Origin of the sequence: Streptomyces sp. NPDC015032 (assembly GCF_043080425.1) — a bacterium.
In the GTDB taxonomy this organism is placed as follows: domain Bacteria; phylum Actinomycetota; class Actinomycetes; order Streptomycetales; family Streptomycetaceae; genus Streptomyces.
Window position 1 is genome coordinate 94,169 of record NZ_JBIBVN010000005.1, and the last position, 12,669, is coordinate 106,837.

Genomic DNA, 12,669 nt, shown 5'->3' on the forward strand with positions numbered 1-12,669 from the left:
GCCCCCACAATCAAGCCCCTCCGGCGATCGGGGAGCGGGCATCCGGGGGCGGTGGCCCCGGGGGCGGTCAGTCCTCGTCCGGCGCGTCCTCGGACCGGCAGGGCGTCACGCACGGCCCCTTGCGCCACCACTCCGGCAGCATCGCGATCGCCTCGTCGCCCAGCGGGTTCACCCCGGGCCCCGCGGCCAGCGAGTGCCCGACCAGCACGTGCAGGCACTTCACCCGGTCCGGCATGCCTCCCGCGCTCGGGAAGCCCTCCAGTACCTCGATGGCGTCGCGCCGGGCGATGTAGTCCTCGTGCGCGGCCCGGTACGCGGCGGCCAGCTCCGGGTCCGTGCCGAGGCGCTCGGTCATCTCCTTCATGACACCGTTCGCCTCCAGCGTGCCGATCGCGGACGCGGCACGCGGGCACGTCAGGTAGTACGTCGTCGGGAACGGCGTACCGTCCTCCAGCCGGGGCTGGGTCTCGACCACGTCCGGGTTGCCGCACGGGCAGCGGTGCGCGATCGCGCGCAGTCCGCGCGGCGGGCGGCCCAGCTGCTGCTGGAACGCGGCGATGTCCGCCTCGGTGGGTGCGGTGGACTCGGTCTGCGGAGGGGGGGTTTCCATGCCTGCCTAGGTTCTGATCGGGCTGCTCGAACTGCGGTTCTGCAGAGTGATGAAGAGAGTCAGTCGCGGTCGGCGCTGTCGACACCGTCCCAGAGGTTGGAGTGCCACGGCCGGCCGGACCCGTCCGTTTCGCCGTTGCGCTCCTTGACCGCGTCGGGGTCGATCACCGTGTAACCGGTCTCCCCGGGAAGAAGGTAGTGCAGGTGCTTGCGGGCCAGCTGCCTGATGTAGGCGTTGTCCTGGAGGCGCGCCTTCTCGTCGCGCAGCTCCTCGGTACGGGCCCGGGCCTCCCGCGCCAGCCGCTCCTGGTCGGCGATCTCGTCCCGCTGCGAGACGTACTGCCGCATCGGGTACGCGAGCGCGACCACCAGGGAGCAGACGACGAGGGCGAGAAAGGCCGCCCGTCCGGTGAGCCGGGGGCGGCGGGCCTGACGGCGGGTCTGCGAGCGGTAGACGCGGGCGGCGGTCTGCTCACCGAGCAGCCGCAGCCGGGTCGCGGTGGAGAACCGGTCCCGGTCCTTCGCGGCCATGTCTCCGCCTCCCCATTACGCACGTCCGTCCCCGCACACGGTACGGGACCGAGTGCGGGGACGGACGGAGGCCGGTGCCTTTGGCCCCTGCCGGGCCGGTGCCCGGCCCTCGCTGCGCCGGTCAGCCGGCGGGACGGAACCGGGGGAACGCGGAGCGGCCCGCGTACACCGCGGCGTCGTCGAGGATCTCCTCGATGCGCAGCAGCTGGTTGTACTTGGCGACACGGTCCGAGCGGGCCGGGGCGCCGGTCTTGATCTGGCCGCAGTTCACCGCGACGGCGAGGTCGGCGATGGTGACGTCCTCGGTCTCGCCGGAGCGGTGGGACATCATGCACTTGAAGCCGTTGCGCTGGGCGAGCTCGACGGCGTCCAGGGTCTCGGTCAGCGAACCGATCTGGTTGACCTTGACGAGCAGGGCGTTGGCGGAGCCCTCCTCGATGCCGCGGGCCAGGCGCTCCGGGTTGGTGACGAACAGGTCGTCGCCCACGATCTGCACCTTGGTGCCGAGCTTGTCGGTGATGACCTTCCAGCCGGCCCAGTCGTCCTCGTACAGCGGGTCCTCGATGGAGACCAGCGGGTACGCGGAGACGAGCTCCTCGTAGTACTCGGTCATCTCGGCGGCCGAGCGGGACTTGCCCTCGAACTCGTACGCGCCGTCCTTGTAGAACTCGGACGCGGCGACGTCGAGCGCGAGCGCGATGTCCTTGCCCGGGACGTAGCCGGCTTCCTTGATGGCCTCGACGATGAGGTCGAGGGCGGCGCGGTTCGACTCCAGGTTCGGCGCGAAGCCGCCCTCGTCGCCGAGACCGGTCGAAAGTCCCTTGGTCTTCAGGACCTTCTTCAGCGTGTGGTAGACCTCGGCACCCCAGCGCAGGGCCTCGGAGAAGGACTCCGCGCCGATCGGGGCGATCATGAACTCCTGGATGTCCACGTTGGAGTCGGCGTGCGACCCACCGTTGAGGATGTTCATCATCGGAACGGGCAGCAGGTGCGCGTTCGGGCCGCCGAGGTAGCGGAAGAGCGGCAGGTCCGAGGCCTCGGAGGCGGCGTGGGCGACGGCCAGCGAGACACCGAGGATGGCGTTGGCGCCGAGCGAGCCCTTGTTCTCGGTGGCGTCCAGGTCGAACATCGCCTGGTCGATCAGCCGCTGCTCGGTCGCGTCGTAGCCGACGAGCTCCGGGCCGATCTGCTCGATCACGGCGAGGACGGCCTTCTCGACGCCCTTGCCCTGGTAGCGGTTGGGGTCGCCGTCGCGAAGCTCAATGGCCTCGAACGCACCGGTGGAGGCGCCGGACGGCACGGCAGCACGGCCCGTGCTGCCGTCGTCGAGGCCAACCTCGACCTCGACCGTGGGGTTCCCCCGGGAGTCGAGGATTTCCCGGGCTACGACGACGTCGATGGACGGCACGAGGCATCTCCTTCTGGGATATGACGCTGGTTGTGCAGGGTCACTTCGGCCTTGCGACATGAGCCTAACCGGCCCGGCCCGCTCAGCCGGACGATCGCCCGTCCCCTGGGACGAAAAAGGGCCCAAGGGTGAGCATCACCGGACAAACAGTCAGAATTTTACTGGTCAGTAACGACAACAGTTGAACGAACCCGCAGAGGCGGCGCACTTCCCGGAGGCGGCATGTGACGGAGGTGACACCTCGCGGCGGCGGCACATGACACAGGAAACCCCGGCCCGGCGCGTACGGGGGAACGCGCGCCGGGCCGGGGTGCTCCGGGAGGAGAGAACCTGGACTACTTGGTCAGGTGCAGCTGCTGACCCGGGTAGATCAGGTCGGCGTCCGTGACGATGTCCTTGTTCAGCTCGAACAGCTGCTGCCAGCCGCCCTCGACCTTGCGGTCGGCGGCGATCTTGCTCAGGGAGTCGCCGGAGACGACCTTGTACTCGCCGTCGCCCTTCTTGACCTTCTCGCCGGTCGGGGTGGTGACGGTCTTCTTCGACTCGGCCTGCGGGGCGGCGGAGCGGTCCGAGCGGTTGGTGGCGGGGGCCTCGGTGCGCTCGGCCTTCTTCGGCTGGGCCTGCTGCTTCGGCGCGGCCGGGGCGCTCTGCTTCTGCGTGGCGCCGGAGCCGGACTTCGAGGAGGAGCCGGTGTCGACACCCGGGTTGACGCCGTCGTTGCGCAGGTTGCCGGCGCCGGCACAGCCCCAGGCACCCGGGCCCTGCATGTCGAGGAGCCGCTCGGCGGTGGCGATCTGCTGGGCCTTGGTGGCCAGGTCGGCACGGGGGGCGTACTGCGTACCGCCGGCGGCGGCCCAGCTGGACTGCGAGAACTGCAGACCGCCGTAGTAGCCGTTGCCGGTGTTGATGGACCAGTTGCCACCGGACTCGCACTGAGCGACGGCGTCCCACGTGGCGACGGAGGCGGCGGAGGCACCGGTCGCACCCATCAGCGGAACGGCGACGGCGGTACCGGCGACACCGGCGAGCGTGGCGACACGGACGGCCTTGGACGGGCGGCGGTGCTTGCCCTTGCCAGAAAACAGCATGGAACGTCTCCTCACCGACGCCTACGAGGTGAGCTGTCGGGTTCGGGCCAAGTGAGTTGCCCGGTCGCACGTCCTAGCACGCGACTTCACCCCAAGCCGGTCCTGATGCGTCTTTCGACGATCGGGGCCGGCGCCTACCTGGGTCCCCCGCTCCTGCCTACGGCGCTTTACGCGTCTGTTCCCTTCGACCGACGGCAGGATTTCGGCGTGACGGTCGACGGGGCCCGCGGTGCGAGCGGTTCCGACCGTAAACACACGCAACCCCTACATTCAAAGATGGACACATCGGACAATCACCCCTTACTTGCATCTGAGGAACCGTCGTTTTCGCAGGTGGGAGGCGGTACAGGAGGACCCCTCAGGCGCGACACGCCAGTTGACGCAAAGAGACCCATGTCTCACTTACGCATAAGTGGACATAGGTCTCTGAACTACCCCAGTTTTTGAGGCTCTTTCAGTCGATTATCAGACCGCTCTCATTTGGTCTTCACATCGAGATCGAGGCTCTGGCCAGGGAGAATGAGGTCCGGGTCGGATCCGACGGCCTCCTCGTTGGCCTCGTACAGCGCGGACCAGCCGCCGGGAACCTTCTGTGCGTCAGCAATCGCCCAGAGGTTGTCGCCGGGGCGGACGGTGTACGTGCCGTCGGCGGCCGGCGTGCCCGCGTCGCGCGCATCGCCGTCACCGCGGGAGGCGTGCCGGCCCGACTCGCGGTCGACGCCGCCGTTCGTGTCCCGGCCCCCCTCGGGGGCCGGTGCGCCGCGGTGCTTGCCCCCCGTACCGTCGGCCGCGTCGGACGGGCCGGTCGCGTCCGACGCGTCGGACGCTCCGGAGGACGGGGTGGCAGAAGGCTTCGACGGGGTGGCGGAAGGCTTCTTGGACGGCTTGGTCCGGTCCGCCGGTCCGTCGTCGGCGCCCGAGCGCTCCGAGCCGTCCTTGCCGCCCTTGCCGCCCGAGTCGGCGTCCGGGGCGGCGTGCGACGGTGTGGCGCCCTCGGACGGGGCCGTCGACGCGCCGTCAGCCGGCTCCGTGCTCCGCTTCGGCTCGGCGGGCGGCGTGACCCCGGGATCGACGCCCGGCAGCGTCCCGTCCTCCGTGAGGCCGGAGATGACCGCACAACTGGGCCACGCCTTCGGGCCCCGGTCCTCCAGGACCTTCTCGGCCACATCTATCTGCTGCGAGCGGCTGGCCAGGTCGGCGCGCTCGGCATACGACTCGCCGCCGTACGCCTTCCAGGTCTCCTGCGAGAACTGCAGGCCGCCGTAGAAGCCGTTGCCGAGGTCGGCGCTCCACATGCCGCCGCTCTCGCACTCGGCCACCCGGTCCCAGGTCGTGGCGTCGGCCGCGTGCGCGCCTGCCGCGCCGAGCAGCGGGATGGCGATGGCCGAACCGGTCACGCCTGCGGCGACGACGATGGCGGGTGCCTGACGAGGGCGACGGTGTCTGCCGTTCGCGGAGCCCATGGGGTTGCCTTCCGTGTGACTGACGAGTGACAAATGAGTCGAACGGTGAACCTAGCGGGACCCGAACGCGTGTCACAAGTCGATGCAGCACAGATCACGCGGAAGTCACAGAGTTGACTGAGCGTCATATCGCGTCGGGGCGGGCCTCGGCGCGAACTCCACCGGCAGCGTGCGCAGTCCGCGCATGATGAGCCCGCCACGCCACCGCAAATCGGTAGGTTCTACCGCAAGTCGCAGGTCGGGAAGTCGCCGCAGAAGCGTGGCGAGCGCCGTCTGTCCCTCCAGCCGGGCGAGCGGTGCTCCCAGGCAGTAGTGGATGCCGTGCCCGTACCCGAGGTGCTGATTGTCACGCCGTGCGAGGTCGAGCGTGTCGGGGTCCCCGAAGCGCTCCAGGTCGCGGTCCGCGGCGGCGAGCACGACGAGTACGGGGTCGCCGGCCGCGATGTCCTGTCCGCCGAGCGTCAGCGGCTCGGTGGCGAACCGCCAGGTCGCCAGCTCCACCGGACCGTCGTACCGCAGCAGTTCCTCGATCCCGGTCTCCAGCAGCCCGCTCTCCCCCGCGTCGAGGGAGCCTTGCAGCCGCTCGCGCTCCGCGGGGTTGCGCAGCAGGGCGTACACCCCGTTGCCGATGAGATTGACCGTCGTCTCGAATCCGGCGAAGAGGAGGATGAAGGCCATGGCCGCGGCCTCGTTCTCGGTGAGGTGCTCGCCGTGGTCGCTGGCCCGGATCAGCCCCGAGATCAGGTCGTCCCCCGGGTTCTCCCTCTTGCGGTGGATCAGTTCGGCGAGATAGCCGCGCATCTTCTTCACCGACCTGGCCACCCCGCCGCGCGGACCGCCGCCGTGCCGGATCATCATGCCCGCCCAGTCCCGGAAGTCGTCCTGGTCCTCGCGCGGCACGCCGAGCAGATCGCAGATCGCGTAGATGGGGAGCGGGAACGCGAAGTCGTGGATGAGGTCCGCCCTTCCCTCCGCGATGAAGCGGTCGATGAGGTGATCCGTCAGTTCCTGTACGCGCGGCGCGAACTCGGCGACCCTGCGCGGGGTGAACGCCTTGGAGACGAGGCGGCGCAGCCGGGTGTGGTCGGGCGGGTCGATGTTGAGCAGATGCGTCATCAGCTCCGCCTTGCGCTCGCCCGGGATACCCGTCTTCCCCCTGGCGTGCGCCGGCTCGGCGTGGTGCGCCGGGTTCTTGGAGAGCCGGGTGTCGGCGAGCGCCTGCCGGGCGTCCGCGTACCGGGTCACCAGCCAGGCCTCGACACCGCTGGGCAGTGCGGTACGGTGCACGGGGCTGTGCTCGCGCAGCCAGGCGTAGGCCGGGTAGGGGTCGGTGGCGAACTCCCAGGTGAAGAGTTCGGGCCCGCCGACGGGGCAGGCGGGGCGGTCGGCGGGGCCGTCGGCAGGCTGGTCGGCGGGGCCGTGCGCGGGCTGGCCGGCGGGGTGGTCGGCCGGGCCGGGCGTGGGTCGACCGGTGGGCTGGTCGGCGGGGCTGCGGTTCACCCCCCGACGTTATCCGTTGCCCTCCGCCGCCCGGATGGCGTCCCGGTAGGCACGGCCGGCGGCCCGTAGTGCGGCCTCGGGGTCGATGCCGTCCTGCTCGGCGCGTACGGCGAGGCCGAGGAGCTCGTAGCCGATGCCGTCGCCCGTGGGGAGCGCCACATCGAGCCCCGCGGTACGGACCCGGCCGGCCAGTTTCGCCGCCAGGGCGAGACCGGGCTGGCCGAGCGGCACTCCGTCGGTGACCGAGTCGCGCTGCTTCTCGACGGCCTTGGTCCGCAGCCAGTGCGCGTGCACGTCCTCCGGGGTCTCGGCGGTCTCGTCCCCGAAGACGTGCGGGTGGCGGTGGATCAGCTTCTCGACGAGGGTCCCGGCCACGTCGTCGACGGAGAAGGGCTCCGCCCCGTCCTCGGGGCGGCCTTCCTCGGCGATCCGGGCGTGGAAGACGACCTGGAGGAGTACGTCCCCGAGTTCCTCGCGCAGCTCGTCGCGGTCGCCGTCCTCGATCGCCTCGACGAGTTCGTACGCCTCCTCGATGGCGTACTTGGCGAGGCCCTCGTGGGTCTTCTGCGAGGTCCAGGGGCATTCGATCCGGATCCGGTCCATGACCTGGACCAGATCGAGGAGACGGGCGCCCGGCAGATCGTACGAACCCGGCAGCAGCTCCAGGTCGGGCATCCGCACCCGCCCGGAACCGGCGAGCCGTGCGAGCCCGTCGGTCAGCGGCTGATCGCCCTCGCCGCCGGTGAGGACGACGACGCTCCGGCCGCCCGCACAGGCGTCGACGAGCTCCCGCGCGGTGGGTGCGGAGGGCTCGACGGCGACGCCCGCCTCGCGCAGGTACGGCAGCTGCGGATTGTCCTGCTCCGCGCAGAGCACCCGGTCGGCGGCGTGCAGCGCCTGCCAGGCGGGCCAGGACAGGAGTCCGGGCGCGACGCGGTGGCTGGCGGTGAGCAGGACGATACGGCCGGGATCTTCAGCGTTCACCGTTCGAATCTACTCCGGTCGGTCCGGCCGCCGTCTCCGCGGCCCGGGTGCATGGCCCGAGAGGCCCTGGTACTGCTAGGCGTCGGGCTCGGCGCCCGCCGTCGCGGGCCTGGTGACCTGGTTGATCCAGGGGGCCTTGTAGTTGGCCAGCTGGGTCTGCTTGTCGTCCCAGGTGCCGTAGCGCGGATTGACGTCGACCTTCAGTTCCTTCGACGCCTTGGCGAGGGCGTCGCCGACGGCCTTCTGCCCCTCGGGCTGCTGCAGGTCGGCGCCGAGGGCCTGGGCCAGCTTCGTCAGCTGGACCTGCTCGCGCAGCACGGCATCGATCTGGCCGGGGGCGACCCAGCTCTGCTGGAGCATCGCCATCCGCAGCTGTGCCTCTCCCCCGGACTGGGCGGCCGCCGCCCTCCGCATCTGCTGGATCTCGTTGCGGCTGACGGTCACACCCGCGTCCCGCGCGGCCCGGTCCAGGACCCGGTCGAAGATCATGCCGTGCAGCTTCGCCCGGCTGAGCTGCCCGGACTTGTCGATGAGCTGCGAGGCGTCCTTCGAATCGCGCTGGGCGTCCCGCACCGCCGCCACCTGGCCCTGCAGCGTGGACACCTCGATCCGGTCCTCGCCGACGAGGGCCGCGGCGCCCGGGTGGGCCTGCCCGCCGCAGGCGGTCAGAAGTGGGGCCCCGGCCAGCAGGGCGGCGGAGACGGTGAGCGCGGTGCGACGGCGGCGGTGCAAAGGAACCTCCCGGGGAGAGTTTGTGCATCAGTGCACAAGACCTTGCGGTGATCGATGTTAGGCAGTGGATGTGGTTCGGGCCACTGGTTCGACCAACGATTCGGAAGGAGTTGGGGATGTGGGCCCCCTCGGGGCGCCCGGCCCTCCCCGCGGCGGCATCTCACAGCGGCGCCCGGGACGGCCCGTCGAGACGCCTCGCGGGTCAGGAGACGTGTTCGGCCGCCGGGACCCCGTTGTCCGGACGCAGCATGATCGCGCGCGAGACGACGAAGGTGATCGGAATGGCCGCCGCGGCCGCGACCAGCGGCGCGTACCGGCTGCTGAACCCGGCGAGGTCGACCAGCAGATAGACACCGCCGGTCGTGATGACGAAGTTGGCGGCGTTGGTGAGCGGAAAGAGCAGGAACTTCCGCCAGGTGGGCCGGGTCCGGTAGGTGAAGCGGGAGTTCAGGAAGAAGGAGCCGACCATGCTCAGCCCGAAGGCGAGGACATGGGCGGCGAGGTACGGCAGCCAGGTCAGCAGGACGAGGTAGCAGCCGTAGTACGTGCCGGTGTTCACGACTCCGACCAGGGCGAACCGGGCCATCTGCGCGGTGACCGTCATCGGCTCACGAACTCCCGGGGCTCCCGTGTCCGCCCCGGTGCCGGCGCGGTGTTCGTGGCCTTCACCAGGAAGTGCGGGCGGCGCTTCACCTCGTAGTAGATACGGCCCACGTACTCGCCGACCACCCCGATCATCACCATCTGGACCCCGGCAAGTGCCGTGACCACGACGAGGAGAGTGACATAGCCGGGGGTGTCGACCCCCCGCACCAGCGCGACGCCGACGATCCACGCGGCATAGGCGAGGGCGACGGACAGCAGCAGCATGCCCAGATACAGCGCCGCGCGCAGCGGTTTGTTGTTGAAGGAGAGAAGCCCGTCGAGGCCGTAGTTCAGGAGCTTTCCGAAGGTCCAGGCGGAACGGCCCTGTTCACGGACGGCATTCTCGTAGCTGAACGTCGCGGTGCGGAATCCCACCCAGGCGAAAAGGCCCTTGGAGAACCTGTTGTATTCGGTGAGTGCCAGTACGGCGTCGACGGTGCGGCGGGACAACAGCCTGAAATCGCCGACGCCGTCGACCAGTTCCACGTCCACCAGGCGGTTGATCAGCCAGTAGTAGGCGCGGGCGCTGACGGTACGGGTGACCCGGTCGCCCTTGCGCGTGCGGCGCGCGATCACCTGGTCGTAGCCGTCCGCGTGCTCTTCGAGCATGCGTCCCACGAGCTCCGGCGGGTGCTGGAGGTCGGCGTCCATGATGACGACCGCGTCGCCCTCGGCGTGGCGGAGGCCGGCCAGCATGGCGGCCTCCTTGCCGAAGTTGCGGCTGAAGGAGACATAGCGGGCCCGCGGGTCGGCCGCGGCCAGTTCCTGGAGGACGACCAGCGTCCGGTCCGCGCTGCCGTCGTCGACGTACACCAGCTGGAATTCATGGCCGAGGCGCGTCATTTCGTCCGTGACGCGTTCATGGAAACGTTCGAGGATCTCTTCCTCGTTGAAACAAGGCACCACTAACGAGATCAGCACGCATGTACATCAACCCGCCCACATGTCGGAACCCGGCGCTCCATATGGCCGATGAGCGTCCATCACATGAACTGGCCCATTTCAGCGCGGAGTTACACGATCTGGGCTGGCATATTCCTGCGTATGCCGATCTTCCGTCCCCGCCTGTGGGCGGGCTCGCTCGCCGCGCTGCTCACCGTGACCGCCGTCTGCGCGGGTGACGCCGTGGCGCGCAGCTTTCCGTTCGGGCCGCACACGCGCAGCGTCAACGACCTGGGCAATCAGTTCGTACCGTTCCACGCCCGGCTGTGGGACCTGTTGCACGGGAACGCCGACGGCGGGGTGCTGCTCAACTGGTCGTCCGGGTACGGGACCAGCTTCCTGCCGGATCTGGGCACCTACCTGACCAGTCCGTTCGCCCTGCTCGTCGGGGTCTTCCCGCGCGACCGGATGGACCTCGCGGTCTATGTGGTGACGGTCCTGAAGATGGCGTCGGCCGCGGCGCTGATGGCCCTGCTGCTGCTGACGCTGCGCGGCGGGCGCTGGTGGGCGGCGGGGGTGCTCGGTGCTTCGTACGCGCTGTGCGGCTGGTCGGTCGTCGAGGCGTCGTACAACCCGATGTGGCTGGACGGTCTGATCGCGCTGCCTCTGCTCTGCCTGGCCGGGGAGTGGGCCCGGACGGGTCGGCACCGGATCGCCGCGCCGTTGCTCGTCGCGTTGATGTGGGCGGCCAACTTCTACACGGCCTACATGGCGACGCTCGGCGCCGCTCTGGTGCTCGCGGTACGGCTCTGTACGGAACGGGAGGACCGGCGGGCGGTGGTCCGGGGGCTGGTCCGGGCGGTCACCACGGCCGGGGTGGGCATCGGTCTCTCGGCGCCCGTCCTGCTCCCCGTCTACCTGGGGACGAAGCACGCCTACCCGGGCTGGAACCGGACGTTCGCGCCCGCCCACTGGCCCGATGTGTTCGCCCGGCTGCTGCCCGCCACGTACAGCTTCTTCACCCCGGCGCTCTTCCTCGGCACGGGCACCCTGCTCCTGGCCTGTGCGCTGGCCTTCCAGCGGTCCGTACCGCGGCGCGAGCGGTGCGCGTGGGCGGGGCTGGTGGCCGGGGTCGCGCTGTCGCTGCAATGGGGGCCGGCACATCTGCTCTGGCACGCGTTCGCCACGCCCAACGGCAGTCCGTACCGGCAGACGTTCGTACTGGCCGGGCTGGTGGTGATCGCCGCCTGGATCTCCGTCTCGTACGACTGGCCGGGGTGGCGGGCGCTGGTCGGCGGGGTCGCGGTGCTGGTGCTGATCGGGGCCGGGGCCGGCTTCAGCGACCTGGTCACACCGTGGACGTATCCGCTGTTCGCGGCAGGTCTGGTGGCGGCGGTCGGGGCGCTGCTGCTGGTCGGCCGCGGCCGGAGATCCGCGGTCGTCGCCGCCGTGCTGCTGGTCGGCGCGCAGGCCGGGCAGGCCGCCGCGACCACCGCCTTCGCCGACCGGCAGCGGCTGAACCGGCTGGACGACTACGCGCCCTGGGGCGAGCGGCAGCGGACCCAGGCCGCGGCGGTCGCGGGCGCCGACGGCTGGCCGCGCTATCGCACGGACCCCGGCCGCGAACAGACCACGGCGAACGATCCGCTGCTGGTGGGCGGGCAGGGCGCCGCGTACTACAGCAGCCTCACCCCCGACGTGCTGACCCGCACCCTGCGTGCGCTGGGCGGCGGATGGACATCGAACGGCCGGGCCTTGCAGAGTCTCGACAACCCCGTCACGGACGCGGTCTTCTCGGTCGGCGCGCGGGTGCGCATGCCGCGCGATCCCCATCAGGGGTGGAACGCCCCCGACGGCCGGCCGGTGACGGTGAGCCGCGAGGAGGCGCCGCCGCTGGTGACGGTGCGCGGACCGGACGCGCCGGTGCCGTACGGCCGTTCGCCCTTCCGGAACCAGGAGCAACTGCTCGGTACGGCGGTCTACGCGGTGCCGCCGACCGTGCTGCGCGCGGCGGGGGGCGGCCCGGCGGGGGGCGGCCCGGCCGCGGACCGGGGGGCGTACGACTACCGGGTGGGGCGTGGCACGTACACACTGACCGCCCGGTGCCCGGCGGCCACCGAGGCGTATCTGTGGGCGCCCGACCTGTTCGGCTCGGCGCGGCTCGACGACGGCCCGGAGATCCCGTTCCGGGGGCAGCTGCCGCAACGGCGTGCCCCGATGCAGCGCCTGGGCGCGGCGGGCGGGAGCACACCGGTGACGGTCACCTTGACTGCCGCACGCACCGGGACCGTGCCGCACGAGGCGATCGGCTGCCTGGACCGGACCCGGCTGGCCTCGGCGGTCGCCGGTCTGCAGCGCACCGGTGCGACCGCCGTCCATGTCACCACCCACGGCATACGGGCCGAACTGCCGCCCGGCAGCACCGGGACGGTCGTGATCGCCGCGCCCCGCATCGCGGGCTGGACCTGCCGGGGCCGCCCCGCCGACAGCTACCTGGGCCTGCTCTCCGTACCGGTCCCCGCCCGCGGCGCGTCCGTCGAGTGTTCGTTCCGGCCCCCCGGTCTGCGGGCGGGCGAGGTGATCGGCGGGGCCGCGCTCACCGTGCTCGTGCTCGGCGGGGCGGCGCTCGCGTACCGGCGGCGGGGGGACCGGGAACGGGCGAACCCGGCCTGAGCCCGTCTCCGCCGGTAAGGCACAGAGACCTCGGCAGTGCTCGAAAGAAGTGTGAGGCCGACGGGGCAGGCGGGTCGTCAGCCGCCCCGGCGGCAGATCACGATCTCATGCCGGGAGCGGCCTTCGGCCCCGGCAGCCGTCCCCGAGGCAATCC

11 protein-coding genes and 1 riboswitch are annotated in these 12,669 nt (G+C 71.0%); of the genes, 1 reads left to right on the forward strand and 10 read right to left on the reverse strand.

Going from position 1 to position 12,669, the window contains the following annotated elements; translation table 11 throughout:
• Positions 1-67: 67 nt before the first annotated feature.
• From ACF08M_RS10825 to ACF08M_RS10870, 10 genes are all read right to left on the reverse strand, one after another.
• Positions 68-610 carry a DUF501 domain-containing protein gene (locus ACF08M_RS10825; RefSeq protein WP_392184893.1) on the reverse strand — a complete coding sequence of 181 codons (543 nt, stop codon included), beginning with the start codon at positions 608-610 and terminating at the stop codon, positions 68-70.
• 59 nt (positions 611-669) lie between these two features.
• Positions 670-1,140 (reverse strand): septum formation initiator family protein, encoded by a 471-nt coding sequence (locus tag ACF08M_RS10830; protein WP_392184894.1) that lies wholly within the window; start codon positions 1,138-1,140, stop codon positions 670-672.
• A gap of 121 nt (positions 1,141-1,261) precedes the next feature.
• Positions 1,262-2,608, reverse strand: coding sequence for a phosphopyruvate hydratase (gene eno, locus ACF08M_RS10835; protein ID WP_392184895.1), 1,347 nt, complete (start codon positions 2,606-2,608; stop codon positions 1,262-1,264).
• Between the two features lie 275 nt (positions 2,609-2,883).
• A complete protein-coding gene (locus tag ACF08M_RS10840; protein WP_392184896.1) occupies positions 2,884-3,636 on the reverse strand; it encodes a transglycosylase family protein in 753 nt (250 codons plus the stop codon).
• 3 nt (positions 3,637-3,639) lie between these two features.
• Positions 3,640-3,811: riboswitch (cyclic di-AMP (ydaO/yuaA leader) on the reverse strand.
• A 301-nt stretch (positions 3,812-4,112) separates the two neighbouring features.
• Entirely contained in the window at positions 4,113-5,099 is a 987-nt protein-coding gene (locus ACF08M_RS10845; RefSeq protein WP_392184897.1) for a transglycosylase family protein, read from the reverse strand.
• 105 nt (positions 5,100-5,204) lie between these two features.
• The gene (locus ACF08M_RS10850; protein ID WP_392184898.1) at positions 5,205-6,599 is read right to left on the reverse strand and encodes a cytochrome P450; all 1,395 of its coding nucleotides are present in this window, start codon (positions 6,597-6,599) and stop codon (positions 5,205-5,207) included.
• A gap of 9 nt (positions 6,600-6,608) precedes the next feature.
• Positions 6,609-7,583: a nucleoside triphosphate pyrophosphohydrolase gene (locus tag ACF08M_RS10855; protein WP_392184899.1), complete on the reverse strand. Its 975-nt coding sequence runs from the start codon at positions 7,581-7,583 to the stop codon at positions 6,609-6,611.
• Positions 7,584-7,658: 75 nt separating this feature from the next.
• Positions 7,659-8,315 carry a SurA N-terminal domain-containing protein gene (locus tag ACF08M_RS10860; protein WP_392184900.1) on the reverse strand — a complete coding sequence of 219 codons (657 nt, stop codon included), beginning with the start codon at positions 8,313-8,315 and terminating at the stop codon, positions 7,659-7,661.
• Between the two features lie 202 nt (positions 8,316-8,517).
• Positions 8,518-8,919 carry a GtrA family protein gene (locus tag ACF08M_RS10865; RefSeq protein WP_392184901.1) on the reverse strand — a complete coding sequence of 134 codons (402 nt, stop codon included), beginning with the start codon at positions 8,917-8,919 and terminating at the stop codon, positions 8,518-8,520.
• Entirely contained in the window at positions 8,916-9,881 is a 966-nt protein-coding gene (locus tag ACF08M_RS10870) for a glycosyltransferase family 2 protein (RefSeq protein ID WP_392184902.1), read from the reverse strand. Before ACF08M_RS10870 ends, ACF08M_RS10865 begins: the two co-directional genes overlap by 4 nt.
• A 123-nt stretch (positions 9,882-10,004) precedes the next feature.
• Between ACF08M_RS10870 and ACF08M_RS10875 the strand changes: the two genes are divergently transcribed.
• Entirely contained in the window at positions 10,005-12,515 is a 2,511-nt protein-coding gene (locus ACF08M_RS10875; RefSeq protein WP_392184903.1) for a YfhO family protein, read from the forward strand.
• Positions 12,516-12,669: the final 154 nt, after the last annotated feature.

Excerpts from the sequence above, each read along its gene's own strand:
- ACF08M_RS10845 (WP_392184897.1), bottom strand. The coding sequence starts at position 5,099 with ATGGGCTCCGCGAACGGCAGACACCGTCGCCCTCGTCAGGCACCCGCC.
- eno (WP_392184895.1), bottom strand. The coding sequence starts at position 2,608 with ATGTCGCAAGGCCGAAGTGACCCTGCACAACCAGCGTCATATCCCAGA.
- ACF08M_RS10875 (WP_392184903.1), top strand. The coding sequence starts at position 10,005 with ATGCCGATCTTCCGTCCCCGCCTGTGGGCGGGCTCGCTCGCCGCGCTG.
- ACF08M_RS10825 (WP_392184893.1), bottom strand. The coding sequence starts at position 610 with ATGGAAACCCCCCCTCCGCAGACCGAGTCCACCGCACCCACCGAGGCG.
- ACF08M_RS10840 (WP_392184896.1), bottom strand. The coding sequence starts at position 3,636 with ATGCTGTTTTCTGGCAAGGGCAAGCACCGCCGCCCGTCCAAGGCCGTC.
- ACF08M_RS10865 (WP_392184901.1), bottom strand. The coding sequence starts at position 8,919 with ATGACGGTCACCGCGCAGATGGCCCGGTTCGCCCTGGTCGGAGTCGTG.
- ACF08M_RS10830 (WP_392184894.1), bottom strand. The coding sequence starts at position 1,140 with ATGGCCGCGAAGGACCGGGACCGGTTCTCCACCGCGACCCGGCTGCGG.